Genomic DNA, 22,298 nt, shown 5'->3' with positions numbered 1-22,298 from the left:
TGGTCCCCTTTCTCGTTTGCTTGTACCAATATATGAAGGTTCAATTTTCGATATGAAAAAAACTATTTTTCTCTATGAATTCATTTTTATTTTATGGATATATATGTAAAAAATAGTGAGGAGGGTTACTATGTGGCAACATACGAAATTCGGCAATGTATTACTGTGGGCAGGACCTATCCATGTGTTTATAGGGTTATGTATTACAAATGTTATTTCAGATATTCCTTTTTTTGAAGGAAAACATAAAACGCTTGTAATTATAATTTTATTTATAGGGCTTTTCTGTTTAATTGCTGCTAATCATTTTAAAAAAGGAGAAAGAAATGAAGAATGAAACACAAAAAAACAATCCCAGTATATGTGCTAGGATTGTTTTTTGTTACTTATTTATAGAACACTTTATCAACGTTATATTTTGCTTTATATTCATTAATAATGTAAGTTTCGTAAATTTCTCTTTCTGTTGGATCTTCTACGATACATGCATCGATACGATATACTTCATCACGATGATTTTTGATTGGTGAAACATTGTCTTCAAAATGCTTTTTAATACGTTGTCTAATTTTACGAGCTTTACCTACGAAAAGAAGTTCGTCATTAATATTGTAAAACATAAAAATGCCGCCTTTATCTCTAGGGAACAAGTGGAAATCGATAAAACCGTTAATTGGAGTAATTAATGGCTCGTCTCCTTTAATAACTTGTTTACGTTCAGTAATTGAAACATCAGCTTCAGGAATATTAATTTTAATCAAGTTCATTCACGTCCTCTTTTATTATAAAGATAAATAATAGCATAAGTATGTAAGAAAAGCTATGTTAAGAGAGATATTTCATTTTATAATTCAAATATTATAGGTATATCATGTAAACTTTTTTTCCAAATCATATGATCGTTTGATTCGCCCCAATAATCCTTCAGCACATAACTAGGTTTTCCAAACTTTTTTGTCCATATACTTTGTGCTTTTTTGTATCCACTATCTAAACAGCATTCGGTTATTCCTCTGCTAAGTAATGTAAGATACATTGTATTTAGAAGTAAACTCCCTATACCTTTTCTTTGGTACTCCGGAAGTATAAATACAGTTCCTATTTCATACAAATCCTTAAGTACACCGTCTGTACAACTATTAATCAATGTACTTGCTGGACCGACTTCAATTGTTCCAATAATTTTATCGTTATTTGTATCTATTGCTAATAAAAAGTAACGGTTTTCTGCATTACTATCAAAATCATCTTTCAAATATTGCTTTTTCGAGTTAATTTCATTTTCTATGTCATCTAATAGATGTGATAACCCTTCGTTTTTAAATGTATTAGTAATAACAAGACGAAAAAACAAATGTAGTTCATCTAAATCATTCGAATTCGGCCTTCTAATTTCAATGTTATACATGACTTAAATCTCCAATCTTTGAAAATATATGAGAAAGTGTATTTGTTCAAAAAGATTTTATGCAATTGTTAAGACCATACTTTATATACTCTATTCATCATTATTCTACACAACTCTGCATAGATCCAGCAGTATACAAAACTCAGTATAAATATTAATGTAATAGCTTTTATATCCATACTTGTATGAACAGTAGGACCAAGTACTGGAAAGCGGAATATATCGAGAACGATCATAATTCCTATAAGTAGACATATTGCTGAAAAGGAAACTATCAAAATCCTCCTCTTGAATTGTAAAAAGGATACTCCTAACGCTATACCTAATAATCCTGTAGTAAAGGGAAAGACAATTAGTTCACTCGGCTCAATAATAAATAATAGGAAAATAGTAAGAATATAAGAGAGTATCCCCTCACGAATAGAATAGCAAATAGCAAAAAATATCGGCAGTGTCGAGAATGGACTAATAAATAGACCTATACCAGGAATTAAGTTCCCTGCAGATTGAAAGATAGCAGCAAGTGACCCGAGTAATGCTGTAACGACTAACCTACTTGCAGGATTCATCCTTCTTTTATGAACTAAGTTCACATCATTTGATATCATCAATCGATACCAATATCTTCTAAAGCGATTCATCAAATTCCCCCTAAAGAGACCTAATCCATCACTTTCTATTTTTATTCATATACTTAATGGTTATGTTTCTGCTTGTTAGGAATCACTATACAATAGATGTTTATCCATAGAAGGTTTTTAAGAGGCGCTAAATCATGCGTTTGAAAAAATATAAATTCCATATATTTTTAGACTCAAAGTTTATATCGTATTAAGGAACAATTTCAAAAATAGTACCTTTGTTAAAATCCGTTACTTTCATTGAACCATAAACTCCTAAATATAACCTAGTTTGATCTAAGTTTGTTCCCAAACTCATATAATAAGCTGCTTGAGCACCAAAATCATAATTGGTTTCAATAACATGAAAATCATTACGTTTCCCATCTGTAGCTGCTCTAGTAAAAGCTAACACTCCCTTTACTGGAGATTGAGATTCTTCTTTCTTAGCAAGATCCGTAAACACGACACTACCAGCTAAATTTTGAATTGCAGTTCCCATATATGGCTGGACTCCTGTAAGTGAAGTTCCTCCAAACTTATCGGCCCTGGAATCTTTATGAAAATAACTAATTAGAGGCTGAATACGCCTCACTGACGTTTGAATTGTTTCATTATAATAAGCCATTGTTCTCTCATCCAAAGTAGGATTCTCAGAACAGTGCCTTATAAAAGAAGTAGGTAATTCTCCTTCCCATCCTCGCCAACCAAAATTAATAAATCCATCTTGATTGGGTGTGGATCTCATTAAATGCGTTTGAACAAGTTCGGTAACCGGTATGGGTTTATAATACACAAACGAAAAAATAGACTCTGTAATATCCTGCCCGACATTTCCGATGCATTTGATATATTGATTATAAAACCTTTGGAATGAAATACCTGTTATATTACGAACCCCTTTCGCAATTACCGTAAGTGTTTCTTGTATAGATAAAGGAAACTCATTAAAGAGCGTAACTACTGGAGGGTTATTTATAAATGTATTTTTACTTACATCGATTTCAATTATTTTACCCGCTATTTCTAAGTCATCCTGGCTTAGATTAAATGGATCATAACCCGATCCACCATCTCCATTTGTAAAAACAAGTTTTCCAGTCTCGGGTGAAAAGTTTAAACTATTAACACCGTTATGATTAAAAAATGGCCGTTTTATATTAAGTAACGTTCTTCGTTTTTGAGGTTGACCGTTTGATTGTAAAATCCATTCTTCAATTGTATCAATATGATCATATTGAGTATCTCTATTTATCCACTTTAAGTTTAAAGTTTTCGGGTCACAAGGGTTCGGTTTAAATTGTTCTGCAAGTGCACCTGGTCCTTGAGTCCCAGCCATTGAATAATGAAGATAAAATAAGCCATTATGATTAAATTGCGGATGAAACGCTAGTCCTAGCAATCCGCGTTCATCATAACCGCTACTAGAAACACCTTCTTCAAACGTGCCTAATTTGATAATTCGCGGACGAATATTTAAAAATGTTTTTATTACACCGTCTCCTATATAAAAAATCTCTCCTAATTGGGTTGCAATAAATAGTCTTTCAGCCGATTCACCTGGAAGTATGGCTGTTTTTATTACAGTTGGTAAATTTATGTTATGAACGATGGGCCGTAAACTAACCTTAACTTTTGTCAACTTACTTTACACCCCTTTAATTGCGTTTTATTAAAAGAGTATGATTAGAACTGTTCGATTAGTATTCAATTAGGGACTAAGGACTAGGGACTTGGATACTAATTCTGACTGCGCTGCTTTTCCTGCTTCTCCATATAACTACGCATCCATCGCATATATTCAGGTGCGTCCGTTGGATTCCCTGCAATCATTTCAATTATACAGAGTCTTTTGGCGCTTTCCTTTTCAGCATGGATTATAGCCTGATCAAGCTCTCCATAGGTCCGGACCGTAACGGTAAACGCGTTACCTCCAAAAGCTTCGGCCAGCTTGGTGTAAGACCATCGAGGGATTTGGTTGTACTTTTGATCCTCTGTTTTGACATTTAAATATCTCTCGATCGTATAACCACCGTTGTTCAAGACAAAGATTATGGGCTTGCAGCCGTAATAGAGCATAGAACTGATTTCCTGTACTGTTAGCTGCAGGGCACCGTCACCTGTAAACACCAATACTCGGCGTTCCGGCGCGGCCATAATAGCACCAAACGCCGAAGGGATTGCGTAACCGATGGACTGCCATCCACCTTGTCCAATATATGCTACATTGTCCGGCAGTCTTACCTCTCCCATTCCATAATAAAACGTTCCGGTCTCGGCGATTACAATATCCCCATTTTTCAGCATGCGCTGAAAACGCGGATAATAGCCGTCCGCCATTAGAGGTCCGTCGGCAGTTGTTGTGAATTGCTCATAAGGGAGTGACAATTTTTTTGTCAAACCTTTGCCCGTATAACCCACCTTCTGAACGGCAAGTAGCATGTCGGCTGCAAGAACATTCGGATATTCCGCCTCAGCGATTTTAACTATATCTGGTTGAATATTGACAGTTATCAGCGGGTTCAGCTTCACGGTAAAACTTGCGGTGTTTGTGTCCGCCCATACCATGCCAATCGCAATGATACAATCTGCATTCTCCACCGTACTTTGGACTTCAGCCCTCCCGAAAGAGCCTAGATACATTCCGATATAATTTGGATGGGTCTCATCGAATCCTCCCTTCCCGTACAGCATCGTTACAACAGGCACATTCATTGCATCGGCCAGTTGCCGAGTTGCTGTCTGAAGGCCGAAACGTATAGTTTTCACATCCACCAAGATAACCGGTCGGTGAGCACGTTCCAAAAGCGGACGGACATGATTCACTGCAGCCTGAAGGGTATTCGAGTTGGATGTTGGGCGTGGTGGTATTGGCTCTGCCCAAATTTTAATCGGCTTGGTCACTAAATCATTAGCCACAACCAGGTATACCGGCTTTTTCTTTTCCTTAGCAATGCGAATCGCAGTCTGAATTTCAATCTTGGCATTTTCCGGCGTAAGCACCGCGGTATATGCCGTAATCTGCTCATACACTTTGCGAAAAACGTCAAAATTTCCATCCATTAAGGTGTGATGCATCAGTTGATGCTCTTTTTGATCCTTCTCAGGAGGCGCACCCACAATGTGTATTATTGGTACATGCTCGCTGTTGGCTCCCGCTATTGCATTGCAGGCGCTGAGCTCCCCGACCCCAAATGTCGTAATAAGAGCGGATATTCCTTTGATTCTTGCATAGCCATCTGCAGCGTAACCTGAGTTTAGTTCGTTTCGTCCTTCTATAAAACGGATGCCGTTATAACGCTCCAAAGTATCAAGAAGTGTAAAATTATAGTCCCCTGCGACACCAAAAATTTCGGTAATGCCCTCGAGTTTCAGGCAATCGAACAAATACTGGCCAACCGTTTTTTGAGCAGGTCCCCTTTGTAAACCAAAGTTGCCCGTATTAATCATGTTGTCCATCGCTAGCTCACTCCTTATCTATTTCTTGGGCTTGTTCTGTTTTATAGTACCCTTTTTGATAATTCCCTTTAATTAAACAGGTTATCCGTTAAGCAACAATTAATGGGGAAGAAATGCTCCTTATCTTTGGAGAAAGTCATAAAACAAGAGAAGGAGAAGAACACTAAAACTTTACGAGGCTACGGTGAAGATTTTTGTACAACCATAACAACTACATTCTTCGTATTTTATATATTATCAATAAAGAGTTCAGAAAACCCATAAATAAAAAAAACGAGTGCCGTGAAGAAACGCACTCATTGAAAGGAATTTACCAACCTCGACGATTATCATGATCACAGTCAGGATCATGGTTTCCCTTTAAAATATTCCATTTATCATGCTCCTCACTCTGCTTTGTAAATGTCTAGATTACTTTTAAAAACTTTGTAACAGAACCTTAAAAATGATAAAAACCCACGAAGAAAATGCATTTTCTTCGTGGGTTTAGTTATTTAAATGGACTTTCAGCTAACTCAAGAAGCATCCGCACCTTCAAACTGACTATTATAAAGCGAAGCATAGAAACCATCAGCTTTTAATAACTCTTCATGATTACCTTGTTCTACAATATCCCCGTCTTTCATGACAAGGATTAAATCTGCATCACGTATTGTTGATAATCTATGGGCGATAATGAAGCTTGTTCTACCTTCCATAAGGTTTTCCATCGCTTTTTGAATCAGTACTTCTGTACGAGTGTCAATGGAGCTTGTTGCTTCATCGAGTATTAATATTTTCGGATCCGCTATAAGGGCGCGTGCAATTGTTAGTAGTTGCTTTTGTCCTTGGGATACGTTGCTTGCTTCTTCGTTTAGTTCCATTTGATATTTATTTGGTAATGTTTTTACGAAGCTGTGAACGTGAGCTGCTTTCGATGCTTCAATTACTTCTTCGTCTGTAGCATCTAGTCTACCGTAACGTATATTTTCCATGATGGATCCGTTAAATAGCCAAGTGTCTTGAAGTACCATACCAAACATGTTGCGCAGGTCTTCTCGCGTAAAGTCTTTTATATCGTGACCGTCGATACATATTGCACCGCTGTTTATGTCATAGAAACGCATTAACAGTTTTACAATCGTTGTTTTACCAGCTCCGGTTGGTCCGACGATTGCAACTTTTTGTCCAGGCTTAATATTAGATGAGAAATTATTGATGATGATCTTATCTGGATTGTATCCAAATTGAACATCTTGGAAGGTAACTTCTCCTTGAACTTTTTGCAGCTTCACTGGATTTTCTGCTTCAGGCACTTCCTCTTCTTCTTCTAAAAATTCGAAGACTCTTTCTGCAGCAGCTGCAGTGGATTGAAGTACGTTCGCGATTTGCGCTACTTGAGCGATTGGTTGCGTAAAGCTTCTAACATATTGCACAAAGGCTAAAATGTCTCCAACTGCGATGGTTCTCTTTACCGCAAGCCATCCGCCTAAAATAGATACAGCGACGTAACCGATATTACCGATAAATGTCATAATCGGCATCATCATTCCAGATAAAAATTGAGATTTCCATGCGGAGTGGTAAAGGGTATCATTTACCTCTTCGAATTTTTTAACTTCTTCTTCTTCTTTGTTAAAGGCTTTCACGATATTGTGACCACTATAAATTTCTTCGACCTGACCGTTTACGTGTCCTAAATATTCTTGCTGAGATTTGAAGTATTTTTGTGATCGTTTTACGACTGCCATGATGAGAATCATCGATACTGGCAATATTAAAATCGCTACTAATGTCATTTGCCAGCTGATTGATAACATCATGATAAGTACACCGATGATTGTAATAACAGATGTGATGATTTGCGACATACTTTGGTTTAAAGTTTGGCTCACCGTATCTACGTCATTTGTAATTCTCGATAATACTTCGCCGTGCGTTGTTTTATCAAAGTATTTCAGCGGCATACGGTTAATTTTTTCATCGATTTCTTTTCTGAAGTTATAAGATACTTTTTGAGCTACTCCAGAAATAATGTACCCCTGGATAATACCAAACACAGTGCTCAGTATGTATAATCCAAGGAGTAAAATGACAATGTTTCCGATATAAGTAAAGTCAATGGCCGCACCGGGTGCTCCTGATACTTTGCTTACGAGTCCTTCGAAAAGTCTTGTTGTCGCATTGCCTAAAATTTTTGGACCAACGATTGTAAAGGCTGCACTACCGATTGCGAAAAGAATAACGACTAAGATTGATAATTTATAGGGCTTCAAGTATTGAAGGAGTTTATTCATCGTTCCTTTAAAGTTTTTTGCCTTCTCAATCTTTCTCATGCCGCCGCCCATAGGACCGCCACCGCCAGGACCGCTTTGTTTTCTATTTTCTATTTTTCTATCACTCATGATGACAACTCCTCTCTTGAAAGTTGTGATAAAGCAATTTGCTTATAAACTTCACAGTTTTCCATAAGCTCTTCATGAGTACCAGTTCCAACTATTTTTCCTTCGTCAAGTACAATGATCTTATCGGCATTCATGATTGTACTAATTCTTTGGGCAATAAGTAAAATAGTACTTCCTGTAATCTCATTATTTAAAGCTCTGCGCAATGCTGCGTCTGTCTTAAAGTCAAGAGCTGAGAAACTATCATCGAATATGAAGATTTCCGATTTTTTTGTAAGAGCACGCGCAATAGAAAGTCTTTGTTTTTGACCACCGGAAACGTTCGTACCACCTTGTGATATTTCTGTACGGAAGCTTTCAGGTTTCGCTTTAATAAACTCCATAGCTTGTGCAATTTCTGCCGCTTTTTCGAGTTCTTCTTCAGTTGCTTCTTTCTTACCGTATTTCAAATTACTCTCGATTGTACCTGAGAAGAGAACTCCTTTTTGCGGTACGTAACCAATTTTCTCTCTCAATTCCTTCTGCGATACTTCTCTAATATCCGTGCCATCTATTAATATTTGACCGCTTGTGACATCGTAAAAGCGTGGAATTAAGTTGATTAATGTTGATTTACCACTACCTGTACTTCCGATGAAAGCTGTCGTTTCACCAGGTTTTGCAGTAAAAGTGATATTGGAAAGCACATCTTCTTCTGCACCTGGGTATCTAAAGCTAACATTTTTAAATTCAACGTAACCTTTCTTGTCTGAAGCAAATGTTTTCGGCTCTTTTACATCACTAATGGTAATGTCAGTATCTAAAACTTCTGCGATACGTTGTGCGGAAACTGAAGCACGTGGAACCATAATAGATACCATTGAAATCATTAAGAATGCCATGATGATTTGCATTGTATATTGCATAAATGCCATCAAATCACCAACTTGCATATTTCCCATATCCACTTGGTGTGATCCAACCCAAATAATAAGTACAGTAACGGCATTCATGATAAACATCATCATTGGCATCATAAATGACATTAAACGGCTTACAAATAAGTTTGTTTTTGTTAAATCTTGATTTCCTTTTTCAAATTTCTTTTCTTCATGTTTTTGATTATTAAAAGCACGAATAACGAGCATACCTGTTAAGGATTCACGAGTGATTAAGTTAATTTTATCTACTAACTTTTGGATACGCTTAAACTTAGGAATCGCGACGCTAAATAAACCAATGACTAAGCTTAAAATTGCGATTACGGCAACTCCGATAATCCATCCCATTGAAACGTCTGTAGTAAGTACTTTAATAATGCCGCCTATACCTAAAATCGGTGCATAGAATACAATGCGAAGCATCATAACCATAAGTGTTTGAACTTGCTGGATATCATTTGTACTTCTTGTGATTAGAGATGCAGTGGAAAACTTATCAAACTCCGCATTCGAAAAGTTTGTAACTTTCCGAAATACTTTCTTTCTAAGGTCTCTGCCGAGTCCAGCAGCTACTTTTGCAGCAAGTAAACTCACGATAACGGTAGCTGCCATACTTACTAAGGATAAAAGCAGCATTTTCCCGCCGGAAGTAAAAATATAATTAGATTGAAGTTTATTAGTATTGATACCGATCTTCTTATACTCATTCTCAATGTATGGAACAGCTGACTGTGTTACCATGCTACCTGGCATATTCTTGAACTTCTCATTTGCCTTGTCTTTCATTGCATTGATTTGATCTTGAGGAAGTTTCGCAATGATTGCAAAAGGATCAGTATTTGGCGGAAGCTTCACTGGTGTTTTGTTGTCGCCTGTCGCAGCAGGAGGGAAAGCAGATGAGCCGCCTTTTTCAATTCCTTGTGTAATTAACATTGGTTTCCCAAAGATATCGTTAAGTTCGTTAATTATTTTTTTATCTTCTGTATGTAGCTTATAAAGTGGCTCTTTATCAAGCTGCGGATAATCTTTTAAATCATTTTTCAGTTCACTTTGAGAGAGGTTGTTCTTATCTAAAAGCGCATAGTTGTCAGCTACTTTTTTCTTTTCATTTTCATTCATAAAGAGCGTAAGTTTATCCATTTCACTTTTACGAATAACCTCAGGTACTGCATTTTCTACACCTTTTTGTTGAATCCCTACATTGACAATGTTAGACATATAGTCTGGTAGTGATAGATCGCATACTGCCTGTACAGTTAAAAGACATACAACTGCAATGATGGAAGCAACAAATGGTTTTAAATGTTTGATGATCTTTAACATTTAGTTCATCTCTCCATTTTCTTTGTCTAATTTTTTTAGTTTTTACTCCGCTTCTCTCCTTTATTCTTCGTATTCTCAGTAATTCATTCTAGCAGCTCTTTACGTATTTTCGACTACAGATTAATTTTATGACTATATGAAGATATGATGCAACTTTTAGGGTGTAGATGTTGTTTTATAGGACTTAAATCCCAAAATAGATATCTAACTAATCTTTTCTGGCGGAAAACCAGAATTTTGTAAACTACCTGAATTGATTGATGAATATCGGATTAATATGTTTCCTGTAGTCTTAGGCAGTGGACTACCTTTATTTAAAGAAATTACGGAAAAAATCAATCTTAAGCTTATAAAAAACAATACATTTAAAACCGGAGTGGTTGGTCTTATCCACCAACCGAAGGAAAATGCTTGACTGCTCGGCACTTCAACTATCGGGTGCTAATATTCAACAACGCGTACCGAAAATAATCAAACATATTTTATAAAAAGTGATTCTATAAAATATGTTTAGAGCCTGTTTTGATTACTCTTTTTTTCAAAAACGTTTTATTATATTAGGTAAATTAGCAGTAGTAGTATTACCTTTGATCAAACATGTTTATAAACCAACATAACGTACAGGAAATCGACTTTTCTCATGTCGGAATTTACTTAGCATACAGTGGTCATATATTTTCAAGAATAACGGAAGAATATATAGAAAATGCTACATAAACGTGAAGTTTAATCAACTTAGGGGGGACAACCTTGTTCAATCAAATAGTAAAAGCTGTACCCAATTTATTTACGATTGGAAATTTATTGTGCGGTGTTTTTTCAATTACCATGAATATGAGTGACTATTTGGAAGTGGCTTCTATTTTTATTTTCTTTTCAGCTGTTTTAGATCTCCTTGATGGAAGAATTGCGAGAAAATTAAAAGTGAACAGTGAGTTTGGTGTACAATTGGATTCCTTAGCTGATATTGTTAGTTTCGGAGTTGCTCCTGCACTTTTATTTCATTCGATAGCAACACCATCTATTTTAACTTCTTTGGCATTTATCCTTTTCCCAACGATGGGCGCTTTAAGATTAGCTAAATTTAGTGTAAAACCAACCATTGGATATTTTAAGGGATTACCTATTCCAGCTGCTGGATTACCATTAGCTGGAATGGGATTATTTTCATATAGCAATGCATGGATTACATTAATCCTTGCTCTCTTAATGGTAAGTCCAATTAGGTTTAAAAAACTTTAATTGGGATCCCGTCTATCACTTTAATTTCATTTATGAAACGGTTCGCTAATATCCATCAAGTTGAGGTTTTTGATGTTATTCATCATTTTACGGATTCAGCGATGGGACCGACTTTAAAGAGCTTACCTATTGTAATAGATTATGAAATTTGGATACCCTCCAATTTTTAAGGCTATTGTTTATATTTCTGATATGTATAAAAAGAAAGGATATTCGCCTCTATATTGAACGAATCAACCTTTCTTCTCTAATGCCTCAAACGATAAAAATGTACTTCGTTGCGAAAAAAGACAAAAAATTTCCGTTTTGTGGATTATCTATTTTCTTAGCTTAATAGTGATGTAGTGGTACCCCTTTGTTTAAAAGAACACCTACCGCCCAAATAACATAACAAAAAAGATTAGGAAATCATTCCTAATCTTTTTTGTTTATTACTATTCCAGTGCACCAGCAACATCATAATCATTTAAATCCAATTCAATTGGTTGTCCCAATGCAAGTTTAGCAAGTTCAGATCCTAAGTATGGTCCAGCAGTTAAACCCGAAGCACCTAATCCGTTTGCAACGAGAATACCTTCAAACTTAGGTAGTGGCCCAATAACAGGTAAGAACCCTGGTGTAAACGGTCTAAAGCCGACTCTTGTTTCAATCATTGTACCATCTTCTAAACCAGGCGCTACAGTTAATGCTTTATGGAATACTTCATGTAAACCACCTGCAGTTACACGGTGATCGAAACCAGTATCATTCTCATGCGTTGCACCAATTACGACATGGCCATTGTCAAACGTTAAAATATATTGATCGTTTGGCGGCATAACAACTGGCATATTTTCTGTTGCTGTATTTTCCATTTGCAGATGAACAATTTGCCCTTTTTGGAACGTAACTAAGAAATTAATTCCTAATGGGTTCAAGATTTCGTTTGCCCATGCGCCTGCAGTTACCATTACCTTTTCCGTTACAATTGTTTCGTCATTTACTTTAACTCCCGTAATATGATTCCCTTCACGGACTAATACTGCATCGCCTTTTATGAAAATTGCACCATGCTTTTTCGCAGCGCTTATTAATGCGTTGCGTAATAATCTTCCATTTACTCGTGCAGCGCCACTAATATGAACAGAACTATATTCTTCCGATAATGCAGGGAATAATTTTTTCGTTTCTTCAGCTGATAAGCGAGTGATTTCACCGATCTCCGGTGCATCTTCACGGCGTTTATACGCTCGCTCTTCCATTTGATCTAGTTTTTTCTCATCAGTATGTAAACTAATTGCGCCTACACGGTTGTAACCTGTATCCGTTTCACCGTCTTCTTCTAATTGCTGAATTAACGAAGAATAGTAACGTGCACCGCCTTTAACGATTTTATACCATGCTTTATTACGACGTTGCGACAGCCACGGACAGACAATACCTGCTGCTGCGTCAGTTGCTTGACCTAAATCTTGACGATCTACAATAGTAACCTTCGCACCAGCCTTAGCAAGATGATAAGCAGTAGACGCTCCTAAAATTCCAGCTCCAACTACAATATACGATTTCATTTCAAACACCTTTTCTCTTTTGCTGATTATTTAAATATAAGAACATACTTAAGTATAATAGAAGGAATCCTTTTTTCAATGTACTCATCGCAATCAATTGTTTCATCATTGTGACTTTCCTAATTGTTATTTTTTCTTCTTACGGAATAATTCAATTGTTTTATAGCCTTGTGAAAGGATTTCAATCATTTTCTCAAGGCGTTTTTCACGCGTTTTTTCTTGTTTCACAGAAAATAAATTACGTGCCCAATCTTTCTGATATCCAGGAGTTAAACTTTGATAAAACTTAAGTTCATTTGGATGATTAGCCAGTAATGCTTCAACATCTTGAATACGATCTGCATAATCAGCAACACATTGACTCACTGCAGGTGTTTTCTTCGCTTTTTTCTTTTCGCGTTTTAAACCTACAACTGTAAAGACATCATCCATACTTACCATTCGCGCAAATTTAATTTCGCTTTCCCCCACATATCCATCATCTCCAACGTTTAATGCCGGAAACATCTCATCACGGTGAATAAACGTACTGTAACGAGCGTTACCTTTTTTCGGATATGCGAAAAACACGTAGCCTTTTTCAATTAGTAATTCTTCATTACTAATAATAAAATTCGTTTGTTTCACCATTTCATCAAGTGTTTCAACAAAAATAAAAATAGCATCATGTTCTTTTGAAAATGAAGTTTCTTTACCTGTGAAAATGTCATAATCACTTGGTTCGTTAATTACGACCATATTTGTATACTTATTTAGTTTCAATTTATCAATTACTGACATTATAATCTTCCTTTACATCCAATATTCATTTTATATACTTCTTTATACTGTTCTAGTGTATTATATCTATTAAGAAAATTAAACGTTAAATAGTGTTATTCTGTTTCAAAAGAACAAAAATCTTTATTTGAAGGGGTGGTTTTATGCCGTATGTAATCCGAGATGAAGGACTGGTTTTACAGGGGGATGATGGAAAGGAACCAGTTTTCAATTCATATGAAGAGGCTGCAAAAACATTAAAAACATTAACTATACCACAGTTTCCAAAACACATTAGAAGAAAACCTTTTAAACCAAAATTATACAAATAGCCGATTCTGAATAAGAACCAGCTATTTGTATATTCACAACTCAATAGCAAATACAGTATATAAAAGCTCTCTATATTGATCTTCTGTAATTTCACGTTTCGTTTTTTTCCCATGAATCATTTCAGTTAAACTAGTATTCGTTAAAGAGACATGGCCATAGTCCGTCAATTTCACTACAATTGGTCCCTTATTGAAAATAGATTTCTCATCTTCTATTACTCTACTTTGAACATCATTGACTACTATCTCATCAATGATACGATTATAAAAAGCGTGACAAACTTTCCACTCTCCGTTAGTATCTTTTCTTTCTAAAACGAAATTTCCTTTACTCGTATCTTTTCGTCTCACTCGATACGTTCCATTTTTAGAGGTAACAGACTCGTCAGTAAAAGGTACAGGGACTAGAGGTACTAATGAAGCAATACCTACATCAATTAAGTATCGTACGTTATCATAATTTAAAATAATCGTTATATGCCCATCCTCAAGTGCCCATGCGTTTATTTCATTTTTATATACGGTACCTAGTGCAAGTTGTACATCAAAACCACAATCTTTTAAAAAGTAGTAAAAAAGAGTATTTAATTCATAACAAAGTCCGCCGCGGGATCTACTTAAAATTTTCTCCTGTAAATTTTCTATAGTAATTGTATTCGCATTACGTGCTATAACATCTAAATTCTCAAATGGTATAGTGTGTGCAAATGCAAAGAGAATTGTATCTAATTCTTCAAACTTCACTTCAGTAAGGTTTGCAAGATTCAATCTTGTAAAAAGCTTATGTTGTAGACTTGTCATAGTCAGCACCCCTTAAAATGTATAAGTTAAAATAGTATATGCTGATTGTAATTTTGATGGGGTACTGAAACAATGTACATTTCGTTTAACTGTACCGGTACAAAAAGTCTAACCAACAAGATTACTTAAGATAAGAAGCTACGAATACAAATTTAATAGTTTGTCTATGGGTATATTATGATCGCTTAAATCAACAAAATACTGAAGTTGCCACATTTGGCTCTTTTTAGCTTGGTTGCTAACAGGGGTATCCCAGATCGGATAAATCCTCATAGCCATCTTGCCTTTTTGATTTTGTGTTCTCAAAATTTTTTCCTTAAGAAGAATCTCTTTAGGGAAAATAAATTGTCCTAGTTTATTATCATCTATACAAGTAATAACTAATAAATCAGGAGCAGCATCATAAGAAAACGCTTGATTTTGCATATTGTCATCTTTCTCCCAAAAAGAAACAAATTGACCAATTTTATTAGGAGTAATTTTTGACTTTCTAAAACGAATGGTTTTGTTATTTAAGTGAAATAAACATCCTGCATATTCTGCGTTTTGCTTTTCTTCTTTTAGATTCGTAATTATTAAATTGTTAGGTTTGTAAACTATATTGTTTAAATTTCGGATCGTATCATTAAAATTGTTCAAGAAAACTCCCCCTTTATTCATTTCTTAGTTTACCACAAACATCAGTTCCTATATGCTGTAAATAATAAGCAATGTGAAAAAGAGGGAGATTTTACTGGGGTATTATTATTGCTTTAATGTACTTAGTTTTTCAATTGCTTGTTGTTCAGTTGCTAAGTAAAAAATATCTTTACCTTTATTACATTCATAAATAAAATCCTTTAAGCTTTTACTAGTATACATAGAAAAATCCCCAATGATAGCAATCTTTACCTTGTAGTTTATAAACTTTTGAAGGATATCGCCCGCAAGACGTGTTTTTAGATCAAAGAAATCTTCACTTATTAATGATTTATGGATAATAATATGTTTCGCATCTACCTCATATTGAACTGTTGCCAAAAGATCCAACGCAGTTTGAACATCAGATATTACTACTGTATCATTTCTAACAAGAGCAATCTTTATTCCGCCAATTACGACTTTCTTTATTTCCATAGTCTCACTCCTCTATAATTTATAAAGTATATATTAAACATGCTGTCTAGATCTTCATTAACACACATAAATGATTTGCCCCTGGCTCTATATCATCGTAAATAAATATTGTTTTAAAACTTCTCATACGGTCAATGAAATTAAGGGTAATCTATCTTTTTACTATTTTTGATAATTTATCTCCCCACAATAACTTAATAAATTATCAAAAGAAGTAATCTCGGCATATGGTTTTATGTCGGTATTATTCTTAAACATATTAGGATTGAACCATATGCCCTTTATATTTGCATTTTGACAACCAGCAATATCCTTTTCTAAGTCATCTCCAACAAATAATACATCTTCTGGTTGCATATTTAGCTTATTTAATGCTAGTTCGAATATACGTTTATCAGGTTTACTAAATCCCACTTCTTCAGAGATAATGATAGTATCAAAGTAATTGTTTAAATTTGTGTTAATTATTTTAGCCGTTTGCCTTTGAGTTGAGCCATTTGTAATAATACCAACCTTAATATGCATCTTGATACTATTTAAGAAATTAATAGTATTTTGGTTTATAGAAAAACATTTAGGGAAATTATTATTCCAAAAATCTTGAATGTAATTGCGTGGCAATCTATACTTCGGCGGGAATTCATCAAACAATGATTCCAAAACTATCGTTTTATTACTTATGCCGTATTCCCCTTTATCGTATTCTTTGAATTTCTGTAACATATTGTTTTTGACTGTATCACTAACATCCTCATAACACTTTTCTAAAACTAATAAAAACAAGTCATCTACTGCCTTTTCCCTATCAAGTAACGTATCATCTAAATCAAACAGCATCGCTTTATAACTCATCAAATAATTTCACAACCTTTCTCACATGATTTAAATAATCCCTAGTTCGCACCTTAGGCCTTTACTAAATTAGCAAAAAAACTCCAAATTTTGTGGCGTACGCTCTAGAATTTCGCTGGCTTCTTTTATATTTAAATTCATCTCCCTTTTCCCTTCTAGTAAAGTATCGAAAGTATATTTTCAAACAGTTTAAAAAACTACACACATTTTACATTATTATACATTAGTTTTTCGTAAATATTAATCGTTCAGCTTTTTATATGATAAGTTTTTTCAAGCACACAAATATTTCTCCATAAAAAAGGAATATGGGTAATAATACTTTTTTACGGAGAATACACAATCTTGAAAATGGAGTTAATACGTTAAACGTCCTATGAAGTTTCCTACTGTATCTCCACATAAACTACAGATAGTACGGCTATAATGACTACCAGAGGTGATATTATGAAAAACTATCATATCCTCGTGGTTGAGGACGATCAAGAAATTCAGGAATTAATTAAACAATTTTTAATGACACAACAGTATACAGTGGTAGTTACTTCAGATGGACTAGAGGGTATGACACAATTTAATAAGCAATCCTTTGATTTAGTTCTTCTAGATGTAATGATGCCCAATCTTAATGGATTTGAAGTTGCTAAAATGATTCGAAGTCAGTCAAACATACCAATTATTATGCTAACTGCGTTAGAAGAAGAGGAAGATCAAATGAAAGGGTTCGATCTTGGAATCGATGATTATATAACAAAACCCTTTTCGTTTCATGTTTTGATTAGACGAGTCGAAGCTGTACTTAGAAGAAGTTATGATAAAAATGTAAATAATCATTTGGTATTTAAAGAAGTGCGCATTGATGTTGATGCATATAGAGTATATGTAAATGATGTTGAAATTTTATTAACGACAAAAGAGTTCGAAATTCTACAACTACTATTTCAAAATGAGAGAAAAGTACTCACAAGAGAAAATATCGTAGAAAAAGTTTGGGGGTACGATTATTTTGGAGAAACACGAATAATTGATACACATATTAAAAACCTACGTAAAAAGTTAGCTATTCCTTATATTAAAACAATAAAGGGTATTGGTTATAAAATTGATGAATAGTATTGTGAAAATCATGAAGATGAAGCAAATTACTTATAAACTCTTTATGACTACCTCTCTCATTTTGTTATCCTTTGCATTATTGATTTATTTAACTTTATACTTCTTTCTCCCTACGTTTTATGAGCAATACAAAACAGATCAACTTCAAACAGGGATAAAAGAAATCATTGATAAGTCTAAAGATCTTACGTTTCAAGATGCGATACCACTTTTTGATGAATATGCCAAAAAAAATAATGCGATGCTTTATCTTCAAAATAATGAGGGAATAATTAAATACTCTCCTTCATTTTCTTTTACTCAAAATGGTTCGCAAACAACAGTAGTTACTAGAGCGACACGGTTCGATAATGCAGGTACCCTTAGCAATTCATATAACGTTACGCAACCAATTCAATTCCAAGATGGTAGTTTAACGCTTATAGTCTTTGCTACATTTCAACCAATTGATGAAGCTTCACAGGTTTTAGTACGCTTTCTCCCCTATATTAGTATCATTGTACTCGTAATTGGTGTAGGGAGTGCTTATTTCTATTCCAGGTTTATTACAAAACCACTTATTTATATTAATGAGGGTGCACAAAAGATGGCAAATTTAGATTTCTCCGAAAAAATTGAGGTTCGCTCTACAGATGAGTTAGGAGAATTATCTAATAGTTTGAATGACATGTCTATTAACTTACAACAAGCTATGTTTGATTTAAAAAAAGCAAATCAACAATTAAAAAATGATATTGAAAAAGAACGAGAAATAGAAACAAAACGCAGAGAGTTTTTTGCGATTGTAGCACATGAATTAAAGACCCCTCTTACTGTAATGAAAGGATACTTAGAAGGGATGATATATAATATTGGCCCTTATCAAAATCGTGATCAATATTTAAAGAAAAATCATCAAATTATTGAAAGTATGGAACAATTAGTTCGTGAAATTTTAAGCATGTCGAAATTAGAACAACACACCTTTAAACTAAAAGTAGAAGAAGTTAATCTTTCGAAGTTAATAGATACAATCACAAAAGATCTCGAATTTTTTGCTTCTCAAAAAAGCATCCAAATAATAAAAGAAATTGATTCTGATCTTTCTGTTTATACAGATCGTGTTCTTTTTGAAAAAGCATGTAAAAATATTATCCATAATGCGGTTATGTATTCACCACATAATGAAAAAGTCTATATAAAGTTAAGTGAGGATTCTAAACAAGGTCAAATCAAAATGCAAATTATGAATACAGGTGTCAATATTAAAGAAGAGGATATACAACAAATTTTCAAACCATTTTATCGAATTGAAAAATCAAGGAATCGAAATACTGGAGGAAGTGGTTTGGGGCTATATATTGTTAAACAAATTCTTGAAACGCTAGATATAAAGTATTCTATAAAGAATATGGAACGTAGTGTACAATTTAGCATGAACATTCCATTATCTAAACAAAAAACAAACAAACTCCCCTCTTAGTAGGACGAGTTTGTTTGTTTGTTTTTTCTAGTTTTAGTATTGTTATTTTTCAAGTTACTTTTTAAGCAATATTGGGATTAGCCTTTTTACCAATCCACATACCTAAGCCCACCATGCCAAGCCAACAGCAAATTGCTAGCATAAACATCAATCGTTGTACGGATAACCTTTCAATCTGCATTTGACTCTTCCCAACAATGGTTTGGAAAAGTTGCGACCATTCGACATTGTAAAAGACCCCTACTCCCACAATCACAATCAATATAAAAAATTGTAAAAATATATTCCCCATATTTCTCCATGTTGTGTAAATGAGTAAAGAAAGCTCTCTATGTGTAGCATCCACCATATATACTTTCAAATTATTTTGAGAAGACATACTATTAATGGCATAGCTCCCAAATGTAACGCTAAGGACTATAAATATTGGAGAATAAGACCCGAATATCATGATTAAAGTACTTACTAAAAACAAATGGATTGGATTAACTTTCTTAGCAGCTTTGATATCTAAAAATATGGACATCAAAATCCCTAATAGGTATGGTCCAACTAAAATGAAAATACAGGTTAACATGTTATAGAAAGTAAAACTATAAAAAATACCTATCAAAAATAAATATCCATTTCCTAATCCAAGTAAAAATGATTCTGCCTTTAAGCGAATTGGTAAAGAAGATGAAAGTTTATGAAAAAACTTTCCTTTCAACAAACTCAAAAACATGAAACAAATAAGCGCTATAGAAAGTAGAAAAAAATAGAAAATATATTGTTCATTATTTATGTTACGACTTGTTCGTATCAAAAGAATAAGCATTGAGACAAAAAGAAACTTTCCTACTACCGATACGATAGAGAAAGGTAAAAGCCCTTTGGCTAACTCTATTTTCGGCATTTTTTTTATAGCAAAAAGGATACTGATTAAACAAATCCCATATATGCATGTTATCAGCGGTGGCGATAGAAAACTAATCGCTAACAATACGATTATTAGTAAAAGAAAAACGATACCAATAATAATCGCTTGTTGATTTTTATTATAAATCTTTCCCCCGCCTTCCACATGTAGAAACAATAAAGTACTCGTCATGGTAGAAATTGTACTAACTGCAAAACTAGAAACTAACGCACTTATTTCTAGCCATCTTGAACTCCATCCAAAGAAAGTAACACTAAGTAATGATACTATCAGAATAGAAACAGTCCAATATAAGGAGCGGTGAATCCCAGCCCTATTCACAATAGGTATCCAGATAAACACACCCGTCATATAAGTTGTATAAAACAAGATTGATGGCCAGTATCCCTCAAAGCCTTTCGAAATCTGTAATCCATAAACAATGTAAATAAGCATGGGTGTAAAGATAGTCGTTATTAGTAGACTAAATGTAGTTATACTTTGCACCACAAGTCTTTTTTGCTTTGGCGTATGTATCGTATAACACCTCACTTAAAATGAAATCAGTAGTTGTTATTACTTATTCTATCCGAAACGAGGTTGTTATATATGCGCTATCCAATTGAAATTCCCGTTACAAGGAAAACTCAATCTAAATCCATATTAAATTAAGTGAAGTTCAAAAATGGATTTTGCGATGCTTAAAAACAAAGTTAATGGATATACTAAAAACTTTAATCATAAATGGAACAAATGCGTTACTTAGATTGTCTATTACATATAAAAAAGGTGCTTTTGGTAGTTCTCTCATTTTGTAATGCAAGAAACACATGAAGAGTGCTATCCTGTGCATTTGTTAATTGTATAGGTATGTAAAATACCTATACAAAATCCATATATTCTTGAAAGAGGTTGAAAATGTATGATAGTTTCAAAGAAGTTTTTTCACATTGCACATTATAAAAAGATGCTCCCTGTAGTATTACTTTCATGTGTAACGCTTATAGGCTGTTCCAATAGTAATATTCAATCCGAATCCCCTAAACAAACCAAACAAGAGCATATAAGTAATCAATCTTTTGTTAAGCTTGAAAAAGATTATGATGCTAAGCTTGGTATTTATGCATTGGACACAGGTACGAATCAAACCGTTACTTATCGTTCAGATGAACGGTTTGCATACGCATCTACCCACAAAGCCCTTGCTGTGGGAGCACTGTTACAGAAGAAATCAATAGAAGATTTAGATCAAATAATTAAGTATACTAGCAAAGATCTTGTGAATTACAATCCAATTACTGAAAAATATGTAGATACAGGTATGACTCTGAAAGAGCTTGCGGATGCTTCCATTCGATATAGTGATAATACTGCACAAAATCTTATTCTTAAACAATTAGGTGGGCCAAGTGAATTCAAAAAATCACTGAGAGACATAGGAGATACTGTCACAAATCCTGAACGTTTTGAACCAGAATTAAACGAAGTGCAGCCAGGAGACACTCGTGATACTAGTACCCCAAAGGCATTAGCTACTAGTCTTCAAGCATACGCGCTAGGGGATATACTTTCCATTGAGAAACGGAACTTTTTAATAGATTTGATGAAAAGAAATACTACGGGGGACAACTTAATTCGTGCTGGAGTTCCAGGAGAATGGGAAGTAGCCGATAAGACTGGCTCTGGGTCTTATGGAACAAGGAATGATATTGCAATCATTTGGCCACCAAATAAAAAGCCAATTATTCTTGCGATACTTTCTAATCATGCGAAAGAAGATGCGAAATACGATGATAAACTTATTGCAAATGCAACTAAAATAGTGTTAGATTCTTTAAAAGTAACGAATAAATCATAGTAATGAATTTAAGCTACTCCTGCTTTACGGCACATATAGTTAGACTTGTACTTATCTAAATGCTAAGAAATGTAAGCGTGTTTTCAGGCAACGAAGGAGGCAAAGGCCTCCTTCTGCTCCTAATCGAACTCTCATCCCATTCCTAAAGAAGACGCCACCACATCGTAGTGGTCTTTCACGTTCGAATCTCCTATTTAG

General features: G+C 34.4%; 20 protein-coding genes. 6 read left to right on the top strand and 14 right to left on the bottom strand.

The features are described from left to right. Positions 1–130 precede the first annotated feature (130 nt). Entirely contained in the window at positions 131–337 is a 207-nt protein-coding gene (locus JDS80_RS21800) for a hypothetical protein (RefSeq protein ID WP_199639942.1), read from the top strand. 49 nt (positions 338–386) lie between these two features. Here the strand turns inward: JDS80_RS21800 and JDS80_RS21795 are convergent, their stop codons facing one another. The 7 genes from JDS80_RS21795 to JDS80_RS21765 all read right to left on the bottom strand — a co-directional run bounded on the left by JDS80_RS21795 (position 387) and on the right by JDS80_RS21765 (position 10,114). Continuing rightward, positions 387–767: a nucleotide excision repair endonuclease gene (locus JDS80_RS21795; RefSeq protein WP_002147616.1), complete on the bottom strand. Its 381-nt coding sequence runs from the start codon at positions 765–767 to the stop codon at positions 387–389. Positions 768–844: 77 nt separating this feature from the next. Continuing rightward, positions 845–1,408 (bottom strand): GNAT family N-acetyltransferase, encoded by a 564-nt coding sequence (locus JDS80_RS21790; RefSeq protein WP_098889172.1) that lies wholly within the window; start codon positions 1,406–1,408, stop codon positions 845–847. A gap of 68 nt (positions 1,409–1,476) precedes the next feature. Beyond that, positions 1,477–2,049: a YybS family protein gene (locus JDS80_RS21785; protein WP_199639941.1), complete on the bottom strand. Its 573-nt coding sequence runs from the start codon at positions 2,047–2,049 to the stop codon at positions 1,477–1,479. 190 nt (positions 2,050–2,239) lie between these two features. Beyond that, entirely contained in the window at positions 2,240–3,670 is a 1,431-nt protein-coding gene (locus JDS80_RS21780) for a PQQ-dependent sugar dehydrogenase (protein ID WP_098889170.1), read from the bottom strand. Positions 3,671–3,768: 98 nt separating this feature from the next. Beyond that, positions 3,769–5,487, bottom strand: coding sequence for an alpha-keto acid decarboxylase family protein (locus JDS80_RS21775; RefSeq protein ID WP_199639940.1), 1,719 nt, complete (start codon positions 5,485–5,487; stop codon positions 3,769–3,771). 515 nt (positions 5,488–6,002) lie between these two features. Then, on the bottom strand, positions 6,003–7,871 hold the full coding sequence (locus JDS80_RS21770; RefSeq protein ID WP_098889168.1) for an ABC transporter ATP-binding protein: 1,869 nt from the start codon (positions 7,869–7,871) through the stop codon (positions 6,003–6,005). Continuing rightward, positions 7,868–10,114, bottom strand: coding sequence for an ABC transporter ATP-binding protein (locus JDS80_RS21765; RefSeq protein WP_071772597.1), 2,247 nt, complete (start codon positions 10,112–10,114; stop codon positions 7,868–7,870). The genes JDS80_RS21770 and JDS80_RS21765 overlap by 4 nt, the downstream gene beginning before the upstream one ends. Before the next feature lie 750 nt (positions 10,115–10,864). On the opposite strand from JDS80_RS21765, the gene pssA reads away from it, so the two are divergent. Then, entirely contained in the window at positions 10,865–11,356 is a 492-nt protein-coding gene (gene pssA, locus JDS80_RS21760; RefSeq protein ID WP_002085344.1) for a CDP-diacylglycerol--serine O-phosphatidyltransferase, read from the top strand. Positions 11,357–11,790: 434 nt separating this feature from the next. Here pssA and JDS80_RS21755 read toward each other — a convergent pair whose 3' ends face one another. Beyond that, the gene (locus JDS80_RS21755) at positions 11,791–12,906 is read right to left on the bottom strand and encodes an NAD(P)/FAD-dependent oxidoreductase (protein WP_199639939.1); all 1,116 of its coding nucleotides are present in this window, start codon (positions 12,904–12,906) and stop codon (positions 11,791–11,793) included. 126 nt (positions 12,907–13,032) lie between these two features. After that, a complete protein-coding gene (locus JDS80_RS21750) occupies positions 13,033–13,686 on the bottom strand; it encodes a YdeI/OmpD-associated family protein (protein ID WP_098889165.1) in 654 nt (217 codons plus the stop codon). A gap of 143 nt (positions 13,687–13,829) precedes the next feature. Here JDS80_RS21750 and JDS80_RS21745 point away from each other — a divergent pair, with 143 nt between their 5' ends. After that, entirely contained in the window at positions 13,830–13,997 is a 168-nt protein-coding gene (locus JDS80_RS21745) for a hypothetical protein (protein ID WP_180237352.1), read from the top strand. Between the two features lie 33 nt (positions 13,998–14,030). Here the strand turns inward: JDS80_RS21745 and JDS80_RS21740 are convergent, their stop codons facing one another. From JDS80_RS21740 to JDS80_RS21725, 4 genes are all read right to left on the bottom strand, one after another. Further along, positions 14,031–14,798, bottom strand: coding sequence for an arylamine N-acetyltransferase family protein (locus JDS80_RS21740; RefSeq protein ID WP_098889164.1), 768 nt, complete (start codon positions 14,796–14,798; stop codon positions 14,031–14,033). A gap of 138 nt (positions 14,799–14,936) precedes the next feature. Then, complete coding sequence (locus JDS80_RS21735) at positions 14,937–15,458, bottom strand: MepB family protein (RefSeq protein ID WP_083596194.1); 522 nt, start codon at positions 15,456–15,458, stop codon at positions 14,937–14,939. Positions 15,459–15,542: 84 nt separating this feature from the next. Further along, positions 15,543–15,914, bottom strand: a complete 372-nt coding sequence (locus JDS80_RS21730; protein ID WP_071746021.1) for a DUF4180 domain-containing protein — start codon at positions 15,912–15,914, stop codon at positions 15,543–15,545. A 162-nt stretch (positions 15,915–16,076) separates the two neighbouring features. Continuing rightward, positions 16,077–16,766, bottom strand: coding sequence for an HAD family hydrolase (locus tag JDS80_RS21725; protein ID WP_199639953.1), 690 nt, complete (start codon positions 16,764–16,766; stop codon positions 16,077–16,079). Between the two features lie 447 nt (positions 16,767–17,213). On the opposite strand from JDS80_RS21725, the gene JDS80_RS21720 reads away from it, so the two are divergent. Further along, the gene (locus JDS80_RS21720) at positions 17,214–17,879 is read left to right on the top strand and encodes a response regulator transcription factor (RefSeq protein WP_071746020.1); all 666 of its coding nucleotides are present in this window, start codon (positions 17,214–17,216) and stop codon (positions 17,877–17,879) included. Beyond that, positions 17,872–19,344 carry a sensor histidine kinase gene (locus JDS80_RS21715; protein ID WP_199639938.1) on the top strand — a complete coding sequence of 491 codons (1,473 nt, stop codon included), beginning with the start codon at positions 17,872–17,874 and terminating at the stop codon, positions 19,342–19,344. Before JDS80_RS21720 ends, JDS80_RS21715 begins: the two co-directional genes overlap by 8 nt. Before the next feature lie 61 nt (positions 19,345–19,405). Here the strand turns inward: JDS80_RS21715 and JDS80_RS21710 are convergent, their stop codons facing one another. Continuing rightward, entirely contained in the window at positions 19,406–20,698 is a 1,293-nt protein-coding gene (locus JDS80_RS21710; protein ID WP_071746272.1) for a hypothetical protein, read from the bottom strand. Positions 20,699–21,164: 466 nt separating this feature from the next. Here JDS80_RS21710 and bla point away from each other — a divergent pair, with 466 nt between their 5' ends. Beyond that, positions 21,165–22,100, top strand: a complete 936-nt coding sequence (gene bla, locus JDS80_RS21705) for a class A beta-lactamase (RefSeq protein ID WP_199639937.1) — start codon at positions 21,165–21,167, stop codon at positions 22,098–22,100. Positions 22,101–22,298: the final 198 nt, after the last annotated feature.

Origin of the sequence: Bacillus cereus group sp. N8, assembly GCF_016483685.1 — a bacterium.
Lineage (GTDB): Bacteria > Bacillota > Bacilli > Bacillales > Bacillaceae_G > Bacillus_A > Bacillus_A proteolyticus.
The sequence above is the reverse complement of the archived record's forward strand: the minus strand, read 5'-3'. Positions and strand labels throughout refer to the sequence as shown.

Coding starts and splice junctions, on each gene's coding strand:
- JDS80_RS21800 (WP_199639942.1), top strand. CDS start 131: ATGTGGCAACATACGAAATTCGGCAATGTATTACTGTGGGCAGGACCT.
- JDS80_RS21795 (WP_002147616.1), bottom strand. CDS start 767: ATGAACTTGATTAAAATTAATATTCCTGAAGCTGATGTTTCAATTACT.
- JDS80_RS21790 (WP_098889172.1), bottom strand. CDS start 1,408: ATGTATAACATTGAAATTAGAAGGCCGAATTCGAATGATTTAGATGAA.
- JDS80_RS21785 (WP_199639941.1), bottom strand. CDS start 2,049: ATGAATCGCTTTAGAAGATATTGGTATCGATTGATGATATCAAATGAT.
- JDS80_RS21775 (WP_199639940.1), bottom strand. CDS start 5,487: ATGGACAACATGATTAATACGGGCAACTTTGGTTTACAAAGGGGACCT.
- JDS80_RS21770 (WP_098889168.1), bottom strand. CDS start 7,871: ATGAGTGATAGAAAAATAGAAAATAGAAAACAAAGCGGTCCTGGCGGT.
- JDS80_RS21765 (WP_071772597.1), bottom strand. CDS start 10,114: ATGTTAAAGATCATCAAACATTTAAAACCATTTGTTGCTTCCATCATT.
- JDS80_RS21755 (WP_199639939.1), bottom strand. CDS start 12,906: ATGAAATCGTATATTGTAGTTGGAGCTGGAATTTTAGGAGCGTCTACT.
- JDS80_RS21750 (WP_098889165.1), bottom strand. CDS start 13,686: ATGTCAGTAATTGATAAATTGAAACTAAATAAGTATACAAATATGGTC.
- JDS80_RS21745 (WP_180237352.1), top strand. CDS start 13,830: ATGCCGTATGTAATCCGAGATGAAGGACTGGTTTTACAGGGGGATGAT.
- JDS80_RS21740 (WP_098889164.1), bottom strand. CDS start 14,798: ATGACAAGTCTACAACATAAGCTTTTTACAAGATTGAATCTTGCAAAC.
- JDS80_RS21735 (WP_083596194.1), bottom strand. CDS start 15,458: ATGAATAAAGGGGGAGTTTTCTTGAACAATTTTAATGATACGATCCGA.
- JDS80_RS21730 (WP_071746021.1), bottom strand. CDS start 15,914: ATGGAAATAAAGAAAGTCGTAATTGGCGGAATAAAGATTGCTCTTGTT.
- JDS80_RS21725 (WP_199639953.1), bottom strand. CDS start 16,766: ATGAGTTATAAAGCGATGCTGTTTGATTTAGATGATACGTTACTTGAT.
- JDS80_RS21720 (WP_071746020.1), top strand. CDS start 17,214: ATGAAAAACTATCATATCCTCGTGGTTGAGGACGATCAAGAAATTCAG.
- JDS80_RS21715 (WP_199639938.1), top strand. CDS start 17,872: ATGAATAGTATTGTGAAAATCATGAAGATGAAGCAAATTACTTATAAA.
- JDS80_RS21710 (WP_071746272.1), bottom strand. CDS start 20,698: ATGCTTATTTACATTGTTTATGGATTACAGATTTCGAAAGGCTTTGAG.
- bla (WP_199639937.1), top strand. CDS start 21,165: ATGATAGTTTCAAAGAAGTTTTTTCACATTGCACATTATAAAAAGATG.